Genomic DNA, 22,316 nt, shown 5'->3' with positions numbered 1-22,316 from the left:
GCGCCGCAACACTCTTCTGGGTTTTATGTCTTAACTTATTTGGCTATAGCTATATTTTGAAAGATCAGAACTTTCTATTTCCAAGAGAAATGTGGCAATTTGTGAAGCATTTCTCTTGGAAATGGATTTAATGATTTAACCAATTTTCAGGTACAACAATTAATGTCGTGCCCTGTCGGCGCAGAACGATTACCTTTTGATGGGCGGCGATCGCCGTTTGGGGATGGTCGCATTTGGCTTTCCAAGAGCCTCCTTCATACTTGACTCTACCTGTTGCCCCTGCGGGAATTTCGGTAATCGTAATTCCTTCACTGGATTCCTTCAGTTGGTTTGAATCCTTAGGAATGAATCTTCGTGAAGCGATCGCTAGGGAGCCTGCGAGCAACATCCAAACCACTATTTGGAGAGCAGGTATAGGCAGAATTAAAGAAACTGCCGCTACCAATAAGGCGGCTACGCCCATGGCTCCCGCAATCAAAAATGTCGGCAATGGAACTAGTAGCTCAAGTACACATAGAGCAATACCTATAATCAGCCAAATTTGAATAGGTAATAGGTTCATTGATTACGTTAACGATCGGGCTGGGAAATATTGGAGCTGGGTAATATTTCTGATTTAGCAATACTAGCGCTGGGTTTGGGGCTATTGATTTTTATCTTTGCCGCATCCAGAAACTTTTCGCGCTTAAAGCGAGGGTCGTCGGCATTAGATTTAATCACCTTATTGCGGGCAACCTCTACCGATGAAGGTAGTTTCGTTGATGCGGGATCGCTAGGGCTGGGGTTATTGGCTGTGGGGACAATGGTGTCTAAATTGGGAGCATTAGAGAGCAAGCCTCCCAATCCATTGATCAAATTGCGAATATTGCTGCGCAGTTTTGGATCGCCCGTTAGTTCGTCAAGATCGGCGGTAATTTTTTTGGTATTAGCAAAAGTTACGCGGGCGGAATCAAGGGTTTCTCGCAATGAGGCAATCGTCGCAGGGTCGTTTAACTCGCCCGACACTTTCCGCAGATTAGCGGAGGTCTCGGCGGCATTTTCCGCAAGCTTTTGTAAATTCGCGATCAATTTGCCGTCATTTAACAAAGGTTTGGCACTAGCTAGGAGCGATCGCGCTTCCCGTGAAGTTGCGGCGATACCATCAAGGGTCTGGGCTAATTTTTCGCGATTGACCTCGATCAAGTCTTGGGCGCTACTTGCTACATTGCCTACTTTAGTTGCAGCACCACTAATCGCATCGGCTGTATCGCCAAACTTAGCGATTTGATTTTCAAAGGAACCAACCACCCGATTTGCCGTATCGGTCAATCTCTGGATGCTTTTAGCAGTAGCTTTGGCTGCGACTAAAGTATCACCAAGGTTATCAATCAATCCTTGATCGTTAATTTTGCGTAAAGTGGAACTCGTATCCTTGAGTAAGGCGATGAAACTTACGCCCCGCATACCTTCCATTTCGCCACCCTGACAGATAATTAGCTCGCTATTACAGTCCTTAGCGAGGGGATTCATCTGCGGATCGATCGCTACTTTGTCTTTCGGCGGAAAAATATCAATATTGGTATTTCCCAAGAAGCCACTCTGATTTGTTTCCGCCACGGATTGCTTCGGGATAATCAATTTGGCGTTGTCAATACTTACGAGGACATCAACGCCCTCGGTTTGAGGCGTGAGGGTCGTAATGCGCCCTACCTCTACACCACGGAACCTAACTACCGAGCCATTATTCAGTCCACTCGCATCGGGGATCTTGATCGTAAATGTAAACTTACTACTACTAAGTTGCAGCCCACGCAACCATAACAACGCGCCTCCTAGAGCCACTACTCCACCAATGATAAATAAGCCAAGCGCACCGTCGCGTAAAGTTTTTCGCTGCACGAGCCTTATACCTCCCTAGTCAAAAGTTGAATTGGACCTTCAGTGCTACCACTAAAAAATTGTCTGACGTATGGATTGTCAGTCGTATCAATTGTACTCACGTTTCCTGCGTAGCGCACCGATCCCCGATAAAGAACGATCAGGCGATCAGAGGTACGACGGATCGTACTATTTTGATGCGTGACGACAATATAACTATCGCAAACCTTTTGCTCTCTTAGCGATCGCATTAAATCTTCGATAATCGTTGAAGCTACGGGATCGAGTCCTGCCGTTGGTTCATCATAGAGCAAGACTTTTTTGGCTTGAGTTTTTACGGTGGGGTCGTCCATAATCGCACGGGCAAAACTAACGCGCTTACGCATCCCGCCCGATAACTGGTTGGGATAGCGATCGCAAATATTGTCTAAGCCCACCAAGGCAAGTTTATGCTCTACTAGCCGATAAATTTCACGACGGGATAGTCGGGAATGTTCAAAGAGTGAAAAACCAACATTTTCGGCAACTGTGAGAGAGTCAAATAGGGCGGCATTTTGAAACACCATACCGATGTCTAATCCGTAGTTCCCCTCTTGCACATCCTCTTCCGAGGAAACCAGATTGCCATTGATATAGACTTCACCCCGATCGGGGTGAAGTAGCCCACAAATTACCCGCAATATTGTCGATTTGCCTGTACCCGAAGGTCCAATAATCGCGATCGCTTCACCTGAATGTAAGGTTAGATCGACCCCATTTAGTACCGCGTTATTCCCAAAACTTTTGTGAATATCACGCAATTCGAGTAGAGGTGTAACCACATTGCTACTAGTTTTGATCGGAGATCTGACTGGCTCCATCGGTATTTATTTTTGTTTGAAAATATCGCACTACCAAAAACTAACATTTTTTCAGAAACTTTCTCAAAAAAATAGAAAAGAAGGCATGGCACTTTTAGCGTACTTTCTTTTAGCCCTTTTATAGCTGCCAGTCTTGTTAGGACAAAATTAAAACCCAAAACAGTGTTGCCGCACCGAGCGAGGCAACACTGTTTTGGGTTTGGCTGGCGCGAAGCGCCGCCCATACTTATCAAGAGCTAAATCTTGCAAAGACTTAGCTCTTGATAAGTATGGGTGTAATTGGTTTAACCAAATCTACCGCTGATGTACTCTTCAGTTGCAGTTTGTCTGGGGCTGCTGAATATTACGGAAGTGCGATCGATCTCTACTAGCTTGCCCGTACGCCTGCCTGTTTCGCTTAGTTCGGTATTGAAGAATCCCGTGATGTCAGATACCCGTGAGGCTTGTTGCATATTGTGAGTCACAATTACAATTGTGAAGCGCTGCTTGAGTTCTGTCATCAACTCCTCAATTCTCAGAGTCGAAATAGGGTCGAGCGCCGAGCAGGGTTCATCCATCAAAATAACTTCTGGCTCGGTAGCGATCGCCCGCGCAATACATAGTCTTTGTTGTTGCCCACCTGAGAGCGCTAAACCACTTTCTTTGAGTTTATCCTTGACTTCATCCCAAATCGCCGCTTGCTTAAGCGAACGTTCTACAAGATCGTCCATATCGCTCTTACTTCCTTTGTATCCATTAATCCGAGGACCAAAGGCAATATTTTCGTAAATAGATTTTGGGAATGGGTTGGGACGCTGAAATACCATACCAATCCGACGGCGTACCGCTACGGGATCGATCTTGGGATCGTAAAGATCGTGACTGCCGAAGGTAATCTTACCTTTTACTTTTGCTCCAGCAATTAAATCATTTAGACGATTGAAACAACGTAAAACCGTACTTTTTCCGCAGCCTGAAGGACCGATGAAGGCTGTAATTTGATTCGTATTAATCGCTAAGTTGACTCCAGAAACAGCAAGATTAGAACCGTAATATACCGAAACATTATCAGCATTAATAATTGTGTTTTCCATAGGATTTAAATTCATGTTCACTTGTGAAGGTTTTCAGTTTGAGATTTCCAAGGCTCAAAATCGGGATTCTTGTGATTCTAATGTTGCGCCCTCGATAGCTGTTCCGAAGTATGTACATCTCGATTTGCATCGCAAATATATACAGAATCAGTTCTTGTATAGATTTAAGATGCTTAGATTTGACATTCAATCCATATAGTCTTAAGCATTACAGCAATAGCTGTTGCTGTAAATACATTCAGACAAAAAATTTTATTGTTATATTCTCTTAAATCAAAATTAATTGAATCTTAATTGAATTATAAAAAGAAGTTCTTGTTATCTCTAGGATAGATTCTCTGCACAGTTCGGTTGCTATGGTTCTATATTCATTCTATCAAACAAATGGAGGCATAATAACATATGGAATCATTAATCCTAAAATAAATAATTGCAGAATTATATTAGAAATTGATGTTGCACTTAACCAGAGTATATAGCACTGAAGTATATCCAGTCTAGCTTTCTTTTCGATTACATGTCTTTCTGAATTGCTTGCAAACCTTACAGGTCAAAGCTTTAGGCTAGAAATAAAAGATTGGTCAATACCAGTAATTCTATACTGAAGGGCTACCATTTACTACCATTTACTACCATTTATTTGAGTGGCGATCGCTAATATTCGGACTCAGTTTTTGCTCTTAACCTTATCTTTACCTTCGGGTTGTATATTGATTCTGTTTGCTCATTGAAACCTTGGTTTAGTTGCTAGCTGTTAAGTTTTAATATGGTTTAAAGATGATTGCTATGTAGCTAATCAATTTATGGTTTTACTTAGAGCAATATTTAATGGCTAACTATGAAGTGTTTTAGAACCTTTTGAGTTAACTTTCTTAGAACTATTACAACGTTTCATAACATCATCACTATGCGTCCTAGCTTGAAACTATCTCGCCGTAAGGCAATCTATCTATCATTGGGTGGCGTTGGCTTCGCATTGGCATCTTGCACCTCGCCAGAGCCAACTCCTGCACCCACAACACCTGCGGCAAGCGGAACTAGCAAGCCAACAGCATCGGCATCAGCACCTGCTACATCAGCACAGATAGCTGGTGGTAAGAGCATATCCCTTAGCGGCGCTGGAGCTTCTTTCCCCGCTCCTTTGTATCAGCGTTGGTTTTCTGAATTCAACAAAAAATATTCCAACGTTCAAATTGGCTATCAGTCCGTTGGTAGTGGCGCAGGTGTAAAGCAGTTTATTGCTGGCACGGTTGATTTCGGTGCAAGCGATACCGCTATGAAAGATGACGAGATTGCGAAAGTTACCAAGGGTGCGGTACTACTCCCCGTTGCGGCTGGCAGTATTGTGATTGCTTACAATCTTCCAGATGTTAAGGAAGTGAAACTTAGCCGTGAAGTTTACAGCAATATCTTCTTGGGCAAAATCACCAAGTGGAATGATCCTGCGATCGTCAAGTTAAATGATGGTGTTAAACTCCCCGATACTGCCATATCCGTTGTCTCTCGTTCCGATGGAAGTGGAACTACTGGCGTATTTACGAAGCACTTGAGTGCTGTGAGTGCTGAATGGAAATCTGGTCCTGGAGAAGGTAAATCGGTTCAATGGCCCACAGGTACTGGTGCGAAGGGTAACGAAGGTGTTGCTGCCGCAATCCAACAAACTGCTGGGGCGATCGGTTATATCGAGTACGGCTATGCAGTACAAAACAAAATCTCTTTTGCCACTATTGAGAATAAGTCTGGCAAGTACATCAAAGCCGATCCTGAAAGTGGTTCTAAGTCCCTTGCTGTCATTGAGTTGCCAGCTAACTTGATCGCGTTTGAACCAGATCCTAAGGGTGATGGAGCCTATCCAATCGTTTCCTATACTTGGTTGTTGCTCTATAAGAAGTATGACGATCCTAACAAGGCTGAGGCAATCAAAGCCATGTTGGATTGGGCTTTGACCGAAGGTCAAAAACTTAGTGGTGAATTAGGATATATCCCTCTACCTGCTGAAGTAGTTACCAAGCTAAAGCCAGCGATCGCCACAATTTCTTAATTTCTTACATTGTGTCGATTACTTGTGTAGATTCAACAATGAATTGCCACAATTTAGCCTGATTTATGATTGAAAATAGGGCAAAGTTTAGATATAGATCTCGACCTTGCCCTATTTCTTAGTTCTCTTCTTTATTTCCATGTAACGTTCGTTTTAAATATTTGCATAATGAGTTCTGAAATTACGACTTCTGAGATCAGCTTGCCTCAGCGTTCTGGCATTGCCCAGAAACTCGATCAAGGTTTTGTCTGGTTAACTCGAATTTTTGGGATCGGTGTCGCTGTCATCCTGATCTCAATGGTGGTTAAAGTAGGAATTGATGCTCTTCCTGCAATTAGTAAGTTTGGTTTAGGATTTTTGTTCTCTAGTGATTGGGATGTTACCAGAGATGCGTATGGGGTTTTACCACAAATCTATGGTACGTTGGTGAGCTCTTTAATCGCCCTGCTGGTAGCAGTGCCTATTGGTGTCGGTGTAGCCGTTTTTCTGAGTGAGGATTTTGACTTTCTGCCAAATAAAGTACAGGAAATTCTTGTGTTTTTGGTAGAGCTTTTAGCCGCTATTCCTAGCGTCGTCTATGGTTTATGGGGCATCTTTGTTTTAATTCCCGTCATTAAACCCGTGGGCGATTTTCTATTCAACAACTTTAAGTGGTTCCCCCTATTTAGTACCCCTTTAAGTGGAACAGGGATGTTACCAGCTGCTCTCGTATTGGCGATTATGATTTTGCCGACGATCGCCGCTATTTCTCGTGAAGCTTTGATTTCAGTTCCTAAAGACATGCGTCAAGCCTCCATGGGTTTGGGTGCGACAAGATGGGAGACGATCGTGAAGGTATTGATACCTGCTTCTTTCTCAGGGATCGTCGGTGCTGTGATGTTGGCTCTCGGTCGTGCAATGGGTGAAACTATGGCGGTAACTATGCTGATCGGCAATGCTTCAAAAGTTAACTTCTCAATTTTGGCTCCTTCCAATTCAATTGCTGCCAAGTTAGCCAATGAATTCGCTGAAGCTGATGGCTTGCAGATTTCATCTTTAATGTATGCCGCTTTCGTGTTGTTTGCGCTGACCCTGATCGTCAATATCCTCGCCGAGCTATTAATTTTGCGCGTTCAACGCATTAAATAATTTGCATTCTCGCGTTATACCAATTTCCAATGGTTTTTACTAAAATATGACAGCTGAACCTCAAAATCTTGCTACGCCTAAAATCCCTATGGGGAACTTAGTAAGAGATTCTTCTTCTCCTCGCAATCTCTTTGGTAATTTGATGACAGGATTGACGGTTAGTGCGGCAGCGATCGCCTTACTGCCGTTGGTTGCTGTTCTCACCTATGTCATCTTTAAAGGTGCGAGTCGCATTGATTTGGGTGTATTTACGCAGTTACCCCCAGCCCCCGGTATTTCGGGCGGTGGCTTTGGTAATGCGATTGTCGGTACATTGGTAATGGTTGGCATTGCCGCCCTAATTAGCGTACCGTTTGGACTGATGGCAGCGATCTTTGTCTCCGAGTTTGGCGGCAAAAATCAGATCGTTTTTTGGATTCGCTTTGCAACTAACGTTTTGAGCGGTGTGCCTTCGATCGTAGTTGGTGTGTTTACCTATGGGATTGTCGTCATTAAGGGTGGTTTGTCCCTTGGGTTAGGTTTTTCGGCTGTCGCTGGAGGAATAGCTCTATCGGTGCTGATGTTACCCATTATCGTCCGCACCAGCGAAGAAAGCCTCAAGCTCGTACCCGATGAAATTCGCCAAGCCTCGGTTGGAGTTGGTGCTACGAAGTTTCAAACTGTATTTTTTGTGGTTTTGCCAGCCGCATTACCTGCGATCGTTACAGGGGCAATGCTTGCAGTTGCTAGGGCTGCGGGTGAAACAGCTCCTCTAATCTTTACTGCACTCTTCAGTCAATATTGGGCAAATGGAGTTTTGGAGAAAACTGCTTCCTTGGGCGTACTTGTTTATAACTTCTCGATTGTGCCTGGAGGTCCTCAGTTTATCAATCAGCAGCAACTTGCTTGGGCTGGAGCCTTGGTTCTAGTTGTGATGATTTTGATAACAAGTATTCTTTCCCGTTTGGCAACGGGCAAAAGAACCTATTAAGCTATTAAGTTTATGCTTAACCCCAAAAAAGGTCGTGCTTTGCGCGACCTTTTTTAACGTCTATCAAACCTTACTTTTCCCGTTAAGTATGAAATCTGGCAAGAAGACAGCCTTGGCAAATTTCACATAAATTAGACCAACCATGCCTATCAAAAGACAGCAACATTGAGAGTGTAAAGTGAAATGTGTAAAGTCTGGGATGTATACAGAGAGATAATCAAGACACACAATAATTAACACTAAAACCGATGAATATACGGGCTATTAGACGACAATTAACTTGTCCAGTCGCGACAACTAACTTGACCGGTTGAGAGAAGAGGAGAAAAACGAAGGAACTAATTGTCACTTACCGAAAAGAGATCGCGAAAAGAGATCCGCAGTCATAGAGAGGAGGAAAGTAGACAAAAAGCAAAAAAAGCTTTATGCCGTTCCCTAATAGTTTTCACGGAACAGGTCAATGCAAGGCAAATATATTCAACGCCATCAAATCCAAAGCTATATGAAAGGGAGAGCAATCGGGCACACACAAGAGGAATCAGCACAAGTCGCCAATATTTCTGAACCTAGTGGCAGGCGAATAGAAACAGGACAACTATTAGACGACAATAAACTTGTCATAGTTTAGTTTTTGGGCTAAATTTGCGTTTATCCTTAAGATTTTCTTGCAATGGACATTATTAATAATTTTTTAAAAGCTATTTCTTCATCAGTAAATGGACCGCTTACATTAATTGCATTTATAGTTGTAGCTTTTCTAGCTGGCTTACTTTTCATTCTTAAACATACTAATGGCTTAAAGGAAGCTCAAAAACTTCTTTTCAAAGATGCGTCTCTCAAGCAAGGCGAGTTTCTTAAACTAGTTAATATTGTTCTAAGGGGATTATTGGTTATCGCTACAATGTTATTTGTTTTATTGTTCTATGACTATTACACCAAAATTGATTTGGAAAAAGCTAAGCTTCAAGCTAATATAGATTTACAAAAAGTGAGACGACAAAATGGCTTAGTTTGTTTTTCAGAGACATGTAACGGAAGAGATCCTAAAGAATCTAGCTGCGACAAAGGTGTAGATACAATCACCTCCAAAATAGCCAGTTTCCCTGATTTAGGAGAAAATTATAAAAATATTAAGCTCGAGATAAGACATTCAGCTAAATGTAATGCAAGTTGGATTAAGTCTGACCCAGTTATTGGTGCAACAATTTATTTTGAGAATAAAAAAGGTGAAAAATATGTACCACTCTTAATAAAAGATGATGGAATTAAAGAGCCTCATTTTACGGATATGTTATCTGCGGAAATTGAAAAAAGAGCTTGTATTGAATATCCAAATCAAGAACCTCAATGCACAAGTTTTATTACCCAAAATTAATTGTCTCAATAGGTGTTTCGGGGAGGTACTTTAGTTAAAAGTGCTGAGAAATCTGATTCACAATGGTTTTAGCCTCGGAGATCTTCGACATATGAAACGCCAGTTCTGAAAAGCATTTAGCAGCTTATTGTGTTTGACCTCCCCGCAAAACCTATAATTGATTTTGGCTCAATAGGCGTTTCGGGGAGATACTTTAGCTTAAATGGCTGAAACGCTTGATGTGTAATAGTTTTAGCCTCAGAGGTCTTTGATGACTGAAACACTCGTCATTAAAGGCATTGAGCCGTTTATCATGTTTGACCTCCCCGAAACACCTATAGAGACAATCACGTTATCCCACTATGGCACCAGATTTATGTGCTCCTTACTTAATAAGACTTTCTTCTCCTCACGGTAAGGAACCAGTTCCTTATAATTAACGCACCCAGAATGAAACGTCATTACGATTTACTACAGGTGTACGAAAACCCACTGCTGCTACATTGCTACAACCTGCGTCACGATAGGTTTTACCACCTTGGTTAGCGCCGCGCACTACGATCTTTCCTGTCCTTGAATCAAAACTATCAACAAAACCAACATGTCCATAAGTTCTATCAGCGCCGGGGAAACTTGGTTGCATAACTACAATTGCTCCAGGTACAGGTGTACGGACTTCATGAAAGCCTTTTTTGGGCAGTGAGTAGATCATGTCTTTTGCATTACCCATTGCTTGGCTGATACCCAATACATTTTTTACATAGCCCACACATTGACAATACTGATCAGCATAAGAAGCAGAAGGAATTGCTAATGAAGAGAGACTAGTGACTGCAAGACTTAAAGAAGTAGCTATTAATTGTTTAATCATGATGTTGTTTTAGGTTAAGTTTTTACGACATAAACACTTTTAATTTGTCAAGTCATTTCTTGTGGCTACAAACATCTAAATCTTTTAGCGAGTAGAAGATTTAGAAATTGAGAACGTTTAATGTTGAGTTTGACCAGCAAAGTTTTCAATCGATTTCCCCTAACGATTAGGGGAGCCTGATTATCTACCCTACTTTAGGTTTCCCTGAATATGTTCATAATCGATCATGTCCCCTAGTGAGTAGGGGACATTAAGCCAGAACGGACTGGTGGGGGCATTTGATAAACGCGATGCGCAACTATATCTTGAGCTATTGCTCTGAGGTTGTTTGAGCTACCGAAAATTTAAACTATTCATTGGTGTAGTACGAGAAATCAGGGCTTTCAGACTTTTAGTTGCACATCGCGTAGGATATGCTTTAGAGTCATTTGCCAAATTATTGCTACAAAATGATTTGGGAAAGCCTTGTGTAAGATTTTTTAGTCGCTCAGATTCCTTAGTGGTTGAGTTATTTGAATGTTAAAGGTTTTTCTCGTGCTTGACAGTTTACACAAAACACCTTCAGCAAATACGATAATTTTAGGCTCACAAATGGCTTCAGCATTCTTTAGAATATTTTCAACAGAAAACCTCGAATCATCTGAAATATTTCCAACATTAAGAGTAAAATTATGTCTTATTGCCATGCTCAAAGGACACATATCTCCCGTATTGCTTCCCATACCAACTTTTTTGGTAGTCCTAAAAAGGAAAGGATATCCAGAACTCTCTGCCAGCATGGATTCCATGAACTTAGCATTACATGAAAACATCTAAGATTCAACATTAGGAAGATGCTACAAAGCTTATAAATTCGTCCAGAATTGGTTTATTCAGTTGAAATAACGCCTAAACAGCCAAGATACTTAAGGACTTTAATTTTTCGGTATTCGATAAAACCTTTGCCCTAAGAGCTTTACATAGATCCTTTCCTTTTTAGGACTACCCTTTTTTAAGTCGAATACATAGATTGGGATTCGCACCTTTACAAAGAAGTGCTTTAACTGACTTAGAACTCTCACTATGAACAGCAAATATTAAAAGAATAAGAGGTATGCCATATAATGTTTGTCTACTCTTAGAATTTGGCTCTAGTCCATTTTTTTATTTTTGGGCGTTGGAAATTTGCCAGCTTAACCCGAACTGACGTTAATCAAACCTTACGGTGCGAGAACTCTTAGCAAAATCTCATTGACTACTTCTGGTACTTCATCCTGTGGGCAATGTCCTGCATTCGCGATCGCGATAAATTCTTTGACGGCAGTAAATTTTGTAAAGGATGCGCGACCTAAGCTGATCGGCTCCCAAGGATCGCGATCGCCCCACAGCACGATCGCATCGCAGGGCAAAATGGCTAATAGGTCTTCTGGTCTAGGTCCTTGGGAATAGCGCACAAAAGCCATAAATACATCAACAGCATGAGGATTTTGGGCGGGCTTAATTAAGATCTCAATTAATTCATCGGTAATGGCTTCTTTATGAAAATAGGCTTGCGACAGAATTTGTTTTACCGATCGCGGCTGACGCACTCGATCGAAAAATAATTTAGCGATCGCCCTTACACCCAAAATATTCTGCACTACCTTCACCCCGACTCTTTTAAACCAAGGCATTGCTAATTGATTTTGTTCTTGTAATAGGCGCAACGAGCAATTAATCAATACTGTCTTGACGATCGGATCGGGGGAATAGACCGCCGCCTGCATCGCCACCACTGCCCCGATGGAATTACCAATTAAAATAGCGCGATCGCCGACTACCTCACGCACGAAATCGGCAACCTGTTGCCCCCAAGTTTCAAAAGTGTAGGCAAGATCGCTGGGGTTAGGCTGAGCCGAACTGCCAAAACCCAGCAGATCGATCGCATAAACTCGGAATTCTTGCGCTAAAACAGGCACATTCTTCCGCCAATGCCCCACTGAAGCACCAAACCCATGAATTAAAACCAGTGCGGGTTTATCTAAATTTTCTGTTAGTCCCTCCGCACAATAACCAATCTCATAACCCCGCCATGTCCAAAAGCGATCGGCGAACTTGCGATATGTAAAAATCATTGGGATAACTTAGTGATTGCGAAATATAGCAGAATTTTTAGCTCCGTGATGTATCCCATAAAACGATGAGCAACCTTAATAAAGGTAAACTTATATGAAGGAAGTAGAACTAGCTAATTTCGCCTATCCTATCATTGACTAGAGGTTAGCCTCTTGTAATTTTATTTAGCTTATTTAGCCCTAAACTCATTGGATTGCGGTTAGCCTCTTGACACAAATAATGTCAAAACTGTCAAAACCGTCTGCCAACATAAATTTAGGTTTTTGTGATATTCAAAATGTCCTATGGCAAAATTGAACGTCACAGTAGCCATCCTAAATGAGTTGTAAGAGAAGCATTTTATCGATGCATCTCCTACAACCGCCAAAAACATCAATCATTTAGGAGCGCTATAAAAATTTGGGAATAAGTATTTTTATAACTTTTCGATAATATTTTGGAGATTTAAACGTGGCGCTTCCTTTGTTGAATTACGCTCCAGCATCGCAAAATTCTCGCGTCGCTGGGTTTACAGTCGGTAGTGACAACTCACCTCGCATCTATAACACTGCAAACCTGCTCTCTAGCACTGAGATGGATGATTTGATCGAAGCTGCTTATCGTCAAATTTTCTTCCATGCGTTTGCAACCGATCGCGAAGTCGCACTCGAATCGCAATTGCGTTCTGGCAATATCTCAGTCAGACAATTTGTACGAGGGCTAATTCTCTCCGACACCTATAGAAGAAGTTTTTACGAAAAAAACAGCAATTATCGCTTTGTCGAGCAAACCGTACAGCGCGTTCTTGGTCGCGATGTTTACAGCGAAAAAGAAAAAATTGCTTGGTCAATTGTGGTAGCTACCAAAGGAATTGAAGGTTTCATTGATGCCTTGCTTAACAGCGATGAGTATCTTGAAGCTTTTGGCGAAGATACCCTTCCTTACCAACGTCGTCGCGTTCTGCCCAGTCAAGCGATCGGTGAAGTACCTTTCAATATCAAGTCCCCTCGCTACGATGCTTACCATCGCGCACAATTGGGCTTCCCTCAACTTGTTTGGCAGAATACAGTTCGCAGCTATGTGGTTACCGACAGAGCGCCAAAAACTGGCGATCCAGCTTTGTTCTTGAATATGGCTCGTAGCATCAATGCGAACCCAGTCAACTCCACTCCTGTATCTGCACAAAATCTTGACTACGAACGTCTAGTTCCTCGTCGTTAAATCTAACCTGCAAGAGCGAGGTCATTGCCTTAATCTTAAGTCTAGAAAGCAAAGGGGGCGCAATGCGTCCCCTTTGCTTTGACTGCAAATTGCTATAAAATTTGTGTCAAAATTAACTATTTTTATATTTCACTATATATTTCACCATATTTTCACTAATGGATATTCATCAGTTTCTCGAACTCTTTGTCGGTCGCTGGCGATCGCAACGCAGCGATCATCAATTTAGTGAGGGCAATGGTAATGATAGCCGTTCAGTGATTGAAATAACTTCATTAAGCCTTGATGACCCAGAACTAATTGCCACATGTCAAAACCATGACATCGATCTAAATGCTGTGATGCTTCCCATCAAAATCTCATGGGAGGAAGAATCCCTTAGTAGTAATAAACCTAAAGGAAATGCTTTGCTCGTTCCCGTTCCCGATCCAGAGATGCCGAGCAAAGGTGTGATTTTGACCAAGCTGGGTAAAGGGGTGTACGAGTTTGGGGCAGATGAGGCATTAACAATTCAAACGGTAACAGCCCATGCAGCGATCGAAGAGCGGATTTGGTATGGTAATCCTAATTTAAGATTTCGCGTAGCTACTCTGTTGCAGGGAGATCGGGACAGCGATCGCATTGTTAAGTCATCTACATTTTATTCGGAAATTCGGAGTGCCGCTCCAAAGGTTTAAAAAGGAAAAGAGATGTAGCACTGCATATCTTTTCCTTTTTAAGAAACTATTTAAGAATTGTCTAGATCCCCCCAGCCCCCCTTAAAAAGGGGGGAGAATTATCTTCTTCCCCCTTTTTAAGGGGGATTGGGGGGGATCTCTTTGAGCTTTTGATAACAGAAAGTAATTCTTAAATGGTTTCTTAAGTGGCTAGGTACAATTAAATATAAAACCCTAAAACCTGCGGCGCACGCGCAGCTTGCGCCGCAGGTTTTATTTCAGGAAGTGGGATATCAATGTCCATACTTCAAGCCCGATAAAACCTGCTAAAAAGACAAAGATTGCAATATTTAAGCCCGTTTTAATTTTTTCCATGTTGTTATTGATATTTTCTGTGAATATTTTTCGTGAATAGATTAGGATGGACATCGCTTAGCATCTTGAATCCTAATCTATTGCAGATCGACATATTTTTGATGAATAGGTGCTTAAATAAACCAAATCATTTTAACTAGAAAAAACATCGCTTTATCTAGTTGCGTTAAACTTAACCGTTATTACATTCAAGTGTGAGGATGTACTGTTGTGAACTGGGTTAGAAAGGCTAGTATTTTCGGCACTGTGACGATCGCCTCCTTCGCGATCGTGCAATCAGCATCAGCCCGTTTCGTGATCTTCGTTGCAGGTAACGATCCTGCAACATTACAAAAAGTTCGTACGATTGTACCGACTGCTTTCCCTACAAAAATCAACGATCAACCTGCGATCCAAGCTGGCACATTTAACTCAGAGACGAGTGCTGATAGCTTAGCGATCTCCCTGCAACAAGCTGGACTGTCAGCCCAAAAGTACTTTAAATCCACGGGTGGAAAGGAAAGTAACGTCCAAGTTCCCTTTACTGACTCCGCCAGTTCCACCACCTCGGCAACCCCTCAGCAGGTTGTTATTCAACAAAACTCCACGGCTCAACCCGTAAGCTCTCAGACCGATTCCCAGCCTCAAGTCTTCAGTTCAGTACCACAACAGACAATCGTTTATACTAATCCTCAATATCAACAGATCGCTACCAGTGCTGTTGTCCCTCAAGTCCAAACACAGCAAGTTTTAGTTCCTCGATGGCAACAGGTATTGGTTCCAGAAACTCGACAAGTTGTAACTCAGTCCGTCGTACCCCAGACCCAAGTAGTCCAGTCAGGCTATGTGCAGCCGCAAACAGGATTTATTCCTACTGCAACCCAAGTTGCGGCGACGACAACCTCTGATGCTACGACAACGACCAACTATGCGCTGTCACCGCAGACAGTTACTAGCTATAGCAATGATGCCCAATTACCTCAAGCGACTCAGAATCCAAACTTTCGCTATGTTGCCGCTATACCCGCTCCTGTTAATAACCAATTTCTGTTAGCAAGGGTTCGTCAATATGTGCCTAATGCCTTTTTTACAAATTCTGGGCGTGGTACTTATATTCATGCAGGTGCTTATCAAAGTCGTGATGCAGCGGAATCCGTATCGCGCTATTTGCGATCGCAAGGTGTTGACTCCCGAGTTCTTTACTTCTAACTATGCCTGTGAATAGCCCCTCAGAGACTAAACGCGAGCCAAACTCCAAAGCAGTTCGGCGATTGACATGGCTTGAGCCCTTAGCCTTACTTTTACCCAGTGGCTTTTGGCTGGTAGTATTTCTTATTGTCCCAACTGTTTTTATTTTAATTCAAAGCTTTGTCCCCTTTGGGAAAACTTCGTTTGGCATAGATAACTACCAAAGAGTATTTGAGTATGTCGGTGGTAACTTTATCTATCTTGTCGTGGTATGGCGATCGTTGCTGTATGCAATTATTACTACAGCCTTTTGTTTGCTCTTAGGGTTTCCCGTGGCTTACTGGCTTGCCGTAATCGTGCCTAAGCGTTGGCGGAACATTTTACTTGTGCTATTTGTATTGCCCCTATGGACTTCGTCCCTCTTGCGTTCCTATGCATGGATTACCATTTTGCGTCCCACAGGAGTTTTAAATAGCTTTTTAAATTTTCTTGGGCTATCAGGGATCAATGTTCTGAACAAAGCTGAGGGTGTAATTATTGGCATGATCTATACCTATCTGCCCTATATGGTTTTGGTGCTCTATACCTCGCTCGAACGCCTCGATCTGCGCTTATTAGAGGCAGCAGCCGATCTTGGTGCGAATTCGCGCCAAACTTTTTGGAAGATTACTATCCCCCAAGTCTCGTCAGGGATTATTGCGGGACTTGCCCTCGTGTCGATTACTAGTTTTAGCGATTACATAAATCCTCAACTCTTGGGCGGTCCCGGAAGTCGGACGATCGCCTCGATTATAGAGTTGCAATTTTTGGGGGCAAGTAGTAACCGTGGCTTTGGTTCAGCGTTAAGTATGGTCTTGATCCTTGCGGTCACAATTGTCATTGCTTTGCTACTCAAATATGGCGATCGCAGGGTGGTGAGTGATGGCGAATGAGATGAATGCGGCTCCCATTAAACGTTGGCAAACTTGGTATGCCTTGATTGCCTTTCTGTATATGTACTTGCCGATTGCCGTTCTGACTATTTTTAGTTTTAATAAATCTCCCTCCCCATCACAATGGACGGGTTTTACTTGGGAATGGTATGCCAAGTTTCTGCAAAATCCTACCCTATTAGCAGCATTAAAAAATAGCCTGAGCGTTGCTTTAACGGCAGTATCCGTCGCCGCAGTCCTTGGTACGCTCTCCGCCGTTGGATTGGCAAGGTATTATTTCCCAGGAAAAAATCTATATCGAGGAGCTACCTACTTACCCTTAATTATCCCTGACATTGCGATCGCAGTGGCAACCCTTGTATTTTTTGCAGCCATAAAGATTCAACTCAGTCTGGTCACAATTGTAATTGCCCATATTGTTTTCTGCTTAGCCTATATTGCCGTAGTTGTCTCCAGCCGACTTGCGACGATCGATCCGAAACTAGAGGAGGCGGCGCTAGATCTAGGAGCTACTCCCGTCCAAGCATTTTTTCGAGTTTTACTGCCCCAACTTTTGCCAGGGATTTTGTCGGGCAGTCTCCTCGCATTTATCCTGAGTATGGACGACTTTGTGATTGCCTACTTTACCGCAGGCGTTGGATCCACCACATTACCGATCGCGATTTTCTCCTCCCTCAGAAATGGGGGGGTAACACCAGAATTAAATGCCCTAAGCGTATTACTAATTATTGCCTCCGCGTCGATCGCCTCGATTGCTGAAGTGATTAGAAGCTCAGGAACGCATGACTGATATCACTTTTGTGAATTAAACACCAATTCCAGTAAGGTTTTGAGATTCCCAAAATGGCAACGCCATTTTGGGAATTGGTATTAGCGACAAATATGAGTAAATTTCTTGAATCATTTAGAATTGCTAGAGATATAAAAAATAGATGTTAAGATAACTTTGAGAGAAATATTGCTTTAGCAATTTAGGGTTTTTTGCTAATGTAAATCAGCAATTGTGATTTGAGAATTGATGACATCTGTAATCCTTAATCCAATTGGATTTGCTCAATTTTTTGTCAAAGCTTTATCAAAAAATAATTGGTTTTGCTAACATAGGCTAAAAACGTGTGGTATATTACATCTGGCAAAGCTAATCAAAGCTACAGAATGACTCCCCATGAGTGAGAAGCCTTTAAAGCTGCGAATCTCAATTCCACCCGTTGAGGGAATCGAGGACATTCCCATCGCAGCGGTCGAAGTACTCGCTACAAAAATGGGGTTTAGTCCCGATGCTGTGCAAGATGTCGTACAAGCTCTTACGGAAGCTTTAGTTAACGCAGTTCTTTACAGTACATCTGATCTTGACGTGGAAGTTGTAGTTTTCGCGGCACATACCAGCCTAGTTGTAGAAGTCCACGATCGTGGATCAGGTTTTGATGTTGATAGTGTGCCACCTCCTGATTTTGATTTGATATCCGAGATTGGTGTCAAAAACGGCGGTTTTGGTATACATATGATCAAAGCACTGGTTGATAAGGTCGAGATTGAGTCTACAAATCAAGGTACAACCGTTCGCATGAGTAAGTTTCTGTCTGTCCACAAACCCATTCTCCAATCATGACTCATTCCTCATTTTTACAAGATGAACTCAAGATCGTCGAACAAATTGACGGCGATCAAGTTATTCTCAAACTGAATGGTGCTTTGAGTGTAACCACAGTGCCCTATTTTCGACAAGCCGTACAGCCGTTTATCGATCGTAAGCTAGTAGCGATAGTCTTAGATTTTGAAGGAGTGACTAAGATTGTCAGTAGAGGTGTAGGTGCGGCGATCGATATGGCTGTTCAAGCCAAAAAGCAAGGTGGTAAGTTGCGATTAGAGAATGTTGGTAAGTATGGTCGTTCTCTTTACATTCAAGGTGTGCATTTAGTGGCGGAAGTGCCCGAACTAGAGGGATTCGAGCCATAAATGTCCTAAAAAAATCCACTAAAAATCCACTAAAATTCATCAAATTGTTAAGTTGGGTTTAATAATATATCTGCCGTTTATAGAAGTTTTCAGGCAACTGAAATGTAGTGGGTTTGGGATACAACTGCGCATTTCATTAGATTGGGAAGTGACTTAGGGGCAGATATATTTTTGTTGATGCCTGCTTTTTGAGTCATAAAAAAATAAGTCATAAAAAATAAGTCATAAAACAAATCATCAAGATGAAAATTGTCAGTCGCAAATCGTTGGGGGGGCAATGTGTTTTCGATATTGGCTTAGCTCGCGATCATAATTTCTTATTAGATAATGGTTGCGTCGCATCAAATTGCTTTAACAAGTCTCACAGCGTAGCCTACGGGTATGTAACTTACCAGACTGCCTATCTCAAGGCAAATTACCCTGTTGAATATATGGCGGCGCTGCTGTCCTCGGTCAGTGGCGATCAAGACAAGGTGCAGCGATATATTGCCAACTGCCGTAGCATGGGGATTCCTGTCCTTCCACCTGATGTGAATAGTTCGGGGGAAGATTTTACCCCACGCGGGCAGCAAATTTTATTCGGTTTGGCGGCGATTAAAAATCTTGGTGCGGGACCGATCGCTGCGATTTTACAGGCTCGCCAAGAAGGAGGAGCGTTTGCTTCGCTTGCGGATCTATGTAGCCGTTTGGATTCGCGATCGCTTAACAAAAAAGCCTTAGAAGCATTAATTCAGACGGGAGCTCTCGATCTGCTAGAGCCAAATCGTCATCAATTGATGAACGATTTGGACATGACGATGGAATGGGCTTCGCGCCGTGCTAAGGAACAAGCTTCGGGACAGGGTAATCTTTTTGATTTTTTTGGCGAAAGTAGTAATACTAAAACCTTTGATACCGCCCCCAAGTCTTCCCCCGTGCAGGACTATTCCTCCCAAGAAAAACTCCGTCTCGAAAAAGAATTACTTGGTTTTTATATTTCCGATCATCCTCTGAATGGAGTTAGTCGTTCGGCAAAATTAATGGCTCCCATTAATATTTGTGATATTCCTGACTCCTCAGAAACCAAGATGGTTACGGCGATCGCCTTAATTCTTGATATCAAAGAAGTCGTTACTAAAAAAGGCGATCGCATGGCGATTTTGCAGATTGAAGATCTGACGGGCAGTACGGAGGCAGTAGTTTTTCCGAAAACCTTTGATAAGGTGAAACATCTGCTTGAGAAAGACAAACGCTTGATGGTGTGGGGGAAAATCGATCGCCGCGACGAACAGACGCAATTGATTGTGGATAATATGCAGCCAATTGAGTCGGTAAGGATGGTCAGAGTTGAGCTTACTCGCGAGCAGGCAAGGGATCGCCAAGTTTTAGAACAACTCAAACAGGCTTTAAATCCCAATCCTAATAATGGTAATTTCTCCCAAGGTAATTCCCATAATGGCAATTCTGGTTACAACAAAAACGAACCTGATCGGTCGGCTAAAATTCCCGTCATTGCTGCGATCGAATATATGCCTAAGCTAGTCCGCCTCGGCAATCAGTTCTGGGTCGAGGATGAAGAAACTGCCGTTAAGTCCTTACAGAATGCTGGATTTAAAGCAACTTATGATTCCTTAGTTACTTAAACCCTCAAAGTAAAAAAAAGTAAAAATTGGTAACCCTTGTGGGCTGGGCGTTCTAATTAAGTCCTAATTGTCTGCGGGCTTCAAATAATCCGAGGGCGGCGCTTACTGACAGGTTGAGGCTGCGGACTTTAGGATGTTCCATCGGAATATACACCGCAGGATTTTTGATGATTATTTCTTCGGGCAATCCCTTGGACTCACTGCCAAATAGGAGCCAGTCGCCATCTTGAAATTGAAATTCACGAAAGTTTGTGGCTCCGCGAGTACTAAAGCAGATCCATCGAGCATCTTGAGATGCTTGGCGTAGAGATTCGATGTTTGGGTGGACTGTGACGTTTACGTATTCCCAATAATCTATACCCGCCCGCTTGAGTTGGCGATCGTTAATTTCAAAGCCTAAAGGCTCTACTAAATGGAGGTTTGTATTTGTAGCGGCACAGGTACGAGCGATATTGCCAGTATTAGGCGGGATTTCGGGATAAATGAGGGCAACTTGTAGCATTGACTGTGAGTATATTAAAAGACTGCGTAAACAACGCAGTCTTTTAATATAGCAGTCCTAAATCATTTATAGATTTTTGGGTTTGTGGAAGCGCACCCCGAAGGGGTGCGCTTCCACAAACCTTTTAGGATTGCTATATATAGCAACTTATTGCATTCAATTACTGTTTGGTGCGTTCTTCAATATCTTCAATGGTCTGAAGTACGAGGCGTTTGGCTTGAAGTTGCCAACCCCATTTCTGTAAAGCGATCGCGATAATTGTGCCAATAATAGTGGCAATAAAATCGACGGGTTGATTCATTGATATCCCCAATAGTAGTCCTAGTCCCGCAATGCCCCAAAAAGGTAAGGAAACAGTTTGACGATTTTTTTCAACTATTTGGCTAATATCATTGGTAGGTAGGGTTGCCAGTAGTTCGGCTTTGACTTGCTTTTGTTCGGCAACATTTAGCAATAGACCGATCTTCTGACGCAGTTTTTCGATTTTACGGGCGGGAGTACTGTACTGCACTAGTTCATCTTCTGCCATCATAATAAGGCGCTCTAGCTTTGCCATAGGTCCATCGATCTCTTAGTTATTAGTGAAATTAGTAAATTATAGCGATCGCAATTACTATTAATTACCATATAAAGCCCTAAAACCTGCGGCGCACGCTGCGCGTGCGCCGCAGGTTTTCTTAGTTATTTAGCTAAATTCACTTGATTTAGGACAAATCAAACCGCAAGAATTGACTGGCGGCACTTCGCGCCGCCAGTCAATTCTTGCGGTTTATGTCCTCCACTTAGCGACAGTCATAGAAGCGCGAGCCTTTGGAAAAACATCAAAAAAATATTTGCAAAAATAGTTTGACAAGATGCGCCATCTTCAGTGTAAGATATAAATCTTGAAAAAAGGGCGAATGGCGGAATTGGTAGACGCATCAGACTCAAAATCTGACGACAGCGATGTCATGAGAGTTCGATTCTCTCTTTGCCCATAACAAAAAAACCAAATAAATTCAGGCATTCCAAGACATAATACCAGCCTTGCAATGTACCTGAATATACTTAGATATACCTCAATAACACATAAAAAATAGTCAAGTTTTAGTCAAGTGTTTTTGCAAGAATTAAAACCCAAATAAATAGAGGCGGCGCTTAGCGCCGCCTCTATTTATTTGGGTTTTAATCGCCATCATCAAAACTATTTAGACTTAATTTCGACAAATAGATCTTGGACTTGCTTAGACAAACTCTCAAAATACTGTTGCAGCTTATCTTCTAAGTCGAATTGTTTAGCCTTAACCTGATTTATTTTTTCTTCTAGAACCTCAACGGTTCCTTGCTCGAAGATTGCAAACCTTGCATTAAGGGTATTCATTACATCCACGTTTTTATCAAATCTTTTATCAACCGCATCAAACATCTTGTGTATCCAAACAAAGGCAGCGCCAAACAAACCAACGATCGCTAAAACTTCCGAGATTCCAATATTCATATTTTTAAACAAGGTTGGGAGACCAAGACAAATCACCTAGCCATTTTGTATTTGGAGGAGGAGGAGGGGGAACCCATTGCCAAATTTCGACAAATAGCCCTTGATGATAGTAAACAGGCTTAAATCTGAGGTAGTAGCTACCGAGATCGGTCTGCATCTCAAAAGCAGTCTGTTCGCCGAA

At 42.3% G+C, this 22,316-nt stretch carries 22 protein-coding genes and 1 tRNA gene; 13 read left to right on the top strand and 10 right to left on the bottom strand.

Features of this window, described 5'->3' with window-relative positions; translation table 11 throughout:
- Nucleotides 1-127: 127 nt before the first annotated feature.
- From AC805_RS23405 to pstB, 4 genes are all read right to left on the bottom strand, one after another.
- Nucleotides 128-562: an NfeD family protein gene (locus AC805_RS23405; RefSeq protein WP_055077638.1), complete on the bottom strand. Its 435-nt coding sequence runs from the start codon at nt 560-562 to the stop codon at nt 128-130.
- Between the two features lie 8 nt (nt 563-570).
- The gene (locus AC805_RS23400; protein WP_055077637.1) at nt 571-1,878 is read right to left on the bottom strand and encodes an MlaD family protein; all 1,308 of its coding nucleotides are present in this window, start codon (nt 1,876-1,878) and stop codon (nt 571-573) included.
- A gap of 5 nt (nt 1,879-1,883) precedes the next feature.
- Nucleotides 1,884-2,717 carry an ABC transporter ATP-binding protein gene (locus AC805_RS23395; protein ID WP_055077636.1) on the bottom strand — a complete coding sequence of 278 codons (834 nt, stop codon included), beginning with the start codon at nt 2,715-2,717 and terminating at the stop codon, nt 1,884-1,886.
- A 284-nt stretch (nt 2,718-3,001) separates the two neighbouring features.
- The gene (gene pstB / locus AC805_RS23390; RefSeq protein ID WP_009626002.1) at nt 3,002-3,790 is read right to left on the bottom strand and encodes a phosphate ABC transporter ATP-binding protein PstB; all 789 of its coding nucleotides are present in this window, start codon (nt 3,788-3,790) and stop codon (nt 3,002-3,004) included.
- A gap of 907 nt (nt 3,791-4,697) precedes the next feature.
- Here pstB and pstS point away from each other — a divergent pair.
- From pstS to AC805_RS23365, 4 genes are all read left to right on the top strand, one after another.
- Nucleotides 4,698-5,831: a phosphate ABC transporter substrate-binding protein PstS gene (pstS, locus tag AC805_RS23380; protein WP_055077634.1), complete on the top strand. Its 1,134-nt coding sequence runs from the start codon at nt 4,698-4,700 to the stop codon at nt 5,829-5,831.
- A 168-nt stretch (nt 5,832-5,999) separates the two neighbouring features.
- Nucleotides 6,000-6,959 carry a phosphate ABC transporter permease subunit PstC gene (gene pstC, locus AC805_RS23375; protein ID WP_055077633.1) on the top strand — a complete coding sequence of 320 codons (960 nt, stop codon included), beginning with the start codon at nt 6,000-6,002 and terminating at the stop codon, nt 6,957-6,959.
- 46 nt (nt 6,960-7,005) lie between these two features.
- A complete protein-coding gene (pstA, locus tag AC805_RS23370; RefSeq protein ID WP_055077632.1) occupies nt 7,006-7,929 on the top strand; it encodes a phosphate ABC transporter permease PstA in 924 nt (307 codons plus the stop codon).
- Between the two features lie 670 nt (nt 7,930-8,599).
- Nucleotides 8,600-9,304, top strand: coding sequence for a DUF2690 domain-containing protein (locus tag AC805_RS23365; RefSeq protein WP_055077631.1), 705 nt, complete (start codon nt 8,600-8,602; stop codon nt 9,302-9,304).
- Between the two features lie 415 nt (nt 9,305-9,719).
- Here the strand turns inward: AC805_RS23365 and AC805_RS23360 are convergent, their stop codons facing one another.
- From AC805_RS23360 to AC805_RS23350, 3 genes are all read right to left on the bottom strand, one after another.
- Nucleotides 9,720-10,154 (bottom strand): CHAP domain-containing protein, encoded by a 435-nt coding sequence (locus AC805_RS23360; protein WP_055077630.1) that lies wholly within the window; start codon nt 10,152-10,154, stop codon nt 9,720-9,722.
- A 479-nt stretch (nt 10,155-10,633) separates the two neighbouring features.
- The gene (locus AC805_RS23355) at nt 10,634-10,942 is read right to left on the bottom strand and encodes a hypothetical protein (RefSeq protein WP_055077629.1); all 309 of its coding nucleotides are present in this window, start codon (nt 10,940-10,942) and stop codon (nt 10,634-10,636) included.
- A 411-nt stretch (nt 10,943-11,353) separates the two neighbouring features.
- Nucleotides 11,354-12,247, bottom strand: coding sequence for an alpha/beta fold hydrolase (locus AC805_RS23350; RefSeq protein ID WP_055077628.1), 894 nt, complete (start codon nt 12,245-12,247; stop codon nt 11,354-11,356).
- 451 nt (nt 12,248-12,698) lie between these two features.
- Here AC805_RS23350 and AC805_RS23345 point away from each other — a divergent pair, with 451 nt between their 5' ends.
- The 8 genes from AC805_RS23345 (at nt 12,699) to AC805_RS23310 (ending at nt 20,156) form a co-directional block, all read left to right on the top strand.
- Entirely contained in the window at nt 12,699-13,448 is a 750-nt protein-coding gene (locus AC805_RS23345) for a phycobilisome rod-core linker polypeptide (RefSeq protein ID WP_055077627.1), read from the top strand.
- A gap of 158 nt (nt 13,449-13,606) precedes the next feature.
- A complete protein-coding gene (locus tag AC805_RS23340; protein ID WP_055077626.1) occupies nt 13,607-14,125 on the top strand; it encodes a phycobiliprotein lyase in 519 nt (172 codons plus the stop codon).
- Nucleotides 14,126-14,689: 564 nt separating this feature from the next.
- Nucleotides 14,690-15,667 carry a hypothetical protein gene (locus tag AC805_RS23335; RefSeq protein ID WP_156341548.1) on the top strand — a complete coding sequence of 326 codons (978 nt, stop codon included), beginning with the start codon at nt 14,690-14,692 and terminating at the stop codon, nt 15,665-15,667.
- 2 nt (nt 15,668-15,669) lie between these two features.
- The gene (locus tag AC805_RS23330; RefSeq protein ID WP_055077624.1) at nt 15,670-16,578 is read left to right on the top strand and encodes an ABC transporter permease; all 909 of its coding nucleotides are present in this window, start codon (nt 15,670-15,672) and stop codon (nt 16,576-16,578) included.
- A complete protein-coding gene (locus AC805_RS23325; RefSeq protein ID WP_055077623.1) occupies nt 16,568-17,368 on the top strand; it encodes an ABC transporter permease in 801 nt (266 codons plus the stop codon). Before AC805_RS23330 ends, AC805_RS23325 begins: the two co-directional genes overlap by 11 nt.
- Nucleotides 17,369-17,743: 375 nt before the next feature.
- Nucleotides 17,744-18,187: an ATP-binding protein gene (locus AC805_RS23320; protein WP_009626013.1), complete on the top strand. Its 444-nt coding sequence runs from the start codon at nt 17,744-17,746 to the stop codon at nt 18,185-18,187.
- Nucleotides 18,184-18,534 carry an STAS domain-containing protein gene (locus AC805_RS23315; RefSeq protein WP_009626015.1) on the top strand — a complete coding sequence of 117 codons (351 nt, stop codon included), beginning with the start codon at nt 18,184-18,186 and terminating at the stop codon, nt 18,532-18,534. Before AC805_RS23320 ends, AC805_RS23315 begins: the two co-directional genes overlap by 4 nt.
- 242 nt (nt 18,535-18,776) lie before the next feature.
- Nucleotides 18,777-20,156, top strand: coding sequence for an OB-fold nucleic acid binding domain-containing protein (locus AC805_RS23310; RefSeq protein ID WP_055077622.1), 1,380 nt, complete (start codon nt 18,777-18,779; stop codon nt 20,154-20,156).
- A 52-nt stretch (nt 20,157-20,208) separates the two neighbouring features.
- On the opposite strand, the gene AC805_RS23305 is transcribed toward AC805_RS23310, so the two are convergent.
- Together AC805_RS23305 and AC805_RS23300 are read right to left on the bottom strand one after the other, a co-directional pair.
- Nucleotides 20,209-20,658, bottom strand: a complete 450-nt coding sequence (locus AC805_RS23305; RefSeq protein WP_055077621.1) for a tRNA (cytidine(34)-2'-O)-methyltransferase — start codon at nt 20,656-20,658, stop codon at nt 20,209-20,211.
- A gap of 160 nt (nt 20,659-20,818) precedes the next feature.
- The gene (locus AC805_RS23300; protein WP_055077620.1) at nt 20,819-21,214 is read right to left on the bottom strand and encodes a hypothetical protein; all 396 of its coding nucleotides are present in this window, start codon (nt 21,212-21,214) and stop codon (nt 20,819-20,821) included.
- Between the two features lie 337 nt (nt 21,215-21,551).
- Between AC805_RS23300 and AC805_RS23295 the strand changes: the two genes are divergently transcribed.
- A tRNA-Leu gene (locus tag AC805_RS23295) sits at nt 21,552-21,635 on the top strand.
- A gap of 206 nt (nt 21,636-21,841) precedes the next feature.
- Here AC805_RS23295 and AC805_RS23290 read toward each other — a convergent pair.
- Nucleotides 21,842-22,135, bottom strand: a complete 294-nt coding sequence (locus tag AC805_RS23290; protein ID WP_055077619.1) for a hypothetical protein — start codon at nt 22,133-22,135, stop codon at nt 21,842-21,844.
- Nucleotides 22,136-22,316 lie beyond the last annotated feature (181 nt).

The sequence above is a fragment of the Pseudanabaena sp. 'Roaring Creek' genome (assembly GCF_001402795.1).
Classification (GTDB): Bacteria; Cyanobacteriota; Cyanobacteriia; order Pseudanabaenales; family Pseudanabaenaceae; genus Pseudanabaena.
The sequence above is the reverse complement of the archived record's forward strand: the minus strand, read 5'-3'. Positions and strand labels throughout refer to the sequence as shown.

What these genes read in the sequence shown, in the direction of transcription:
- AC805_RS23355 (WP_055077629.1), bottom strand. Translation starts at nt 10,942, where the DNA reads ATGGAATCCATGCTGGCAGAGAGTTCTGGATATCCTTTCCTTTTTAGG.
- pstC (WP_055077633.1), top strand. Translation starts at nt 6,000, where the DNA reads ATGAGTTCTGAAATTACGACTTCTGAGATCAGCTTGCCTCAGCGTTCT.
- AC805_RS23300 (WP_055077620.1), bottom strand. Translation starts at nt 21,214, where the DNA reads ATGGCAAAGCTAGAGCGCCTTATTATGATGGCAGAAGATGAACTAGTG.
- AC805_RS23350 (WP_055077628.1), bottom strand. Translation starts at nt 12,247, where the DNA reads ATGATTTTTACATATCGCAAGTTCGCCGATCGCTTTTGGACATGGCGG.
- AC805_RS23340 (WP_055077626.1), top strand. Translation starts at nt 13,607, where the DNA reads ATGGATATTCATCAGTTTCTCGAACTCTTTGTCGGTCGCTGGCGATCG.
- AC805_RS23365 (WP_055077631.1), top strand. Translation starts at nt 8,600, where the DNA reads ATGGACATTATTAATAATTTTTTAAAAGCTATTTCTTCATCAGTAAAT.
- AC805_RS23315 (WP_009626015.1), top strand. Translation starts at nt 18,184, where the DNA reads ATGACTCATTCCTCATTTTTACAAGATGAACTCAAGATCGTCGAACAA.
- pstA (WP_055077632.1), top strand. Translation starts at nt 7,006, where the DNA reads ATGACAGCTGAACCTCAAAATCTTGCTACGCCTAAAATCCCTATGGGG.
- AC805_RS23405 (WP_055077638.1), bottom strand. Translation starts at nt 562, where the DNA reads ATGAACCTATTACCTATTCAAATTTGGCTGATTATAGGTATTGCTCTA.
- AC805_RS23290 (WP_055077619.1), bottom strand. Translation starts at nt 22,135, where the DNA reads ATGAATATTGGAATCTCGGAAGTTTTAGCGATCGTTGGTTTGTTTGGC.
- AC805_RS23360 (WP_055077630.1), bottom strand. Translation starts at nt 10,154, where the DNA reads ATGATTAAACAATTAATAGCTACTTCTTTAAGTCTTGCAGTCACTAGT.
- pstB (WP_009626002.1), bottom strand. Translation starts at nt 3,790, where the DNA reads ATGGAAAACACAATTATTAATGCTGATAATGTTTCGGTATATTACGGT.
- AC805_RS23325 (WP_055077623.1), top strand. Translation starts at nt 16,568, where the DNA reads ATGGCGAATGAGATGAATGCGGCTCCCATTAAACGTTGGCAAACTTGG.
- AC805_RS23330 (WP_055077624.1), top strand. Translation starts at nt 15,670, where the DNA reads ATGCCTGTGAATAGCCCCTCAGAGACTAAACGCGAGCCAAACTCCAAA.
- AC805_RS23395 (WP_055077636.1), bottom strand. Translation starts at nt 2,717, where the DNA reads ATGGAGCCAGTCAGATCTCCGATCAAAACTAGTAGCAATGTGGTTACA.
- AC805_RS23305 (WP_055077621.1), bottom strand. Translation starts at nt 20,658, where the DNA reads ATGCTACAAGTTGCCCTCATTTATCCCGAAATCCCGCCTAATACTGGC.
- AC805_RS23310 (WP_055077622.1), top strand. Translation starts at nt 18,777, where the DNA reads ATGAAAATTGTCAGTCGCAAATCGTTGGGGGGGCAATGTGTTTTCGAT.
- AC805_RS23320 (WP_009626013.1), top strand. Translation starts at nt 17,744, where the DNA reads ATGAGTGAGAAGCCTTTAAAGCTGCGAATCTCAATTCCACCCGTTGAG.
- pstS (WP_055077634.1), top strand. Translation starts at nt 4,698, where the DNA reads ATGCGTCCTAGCTTGAAACTATCTCGCCGTAAGGCAATCTATCTATCA.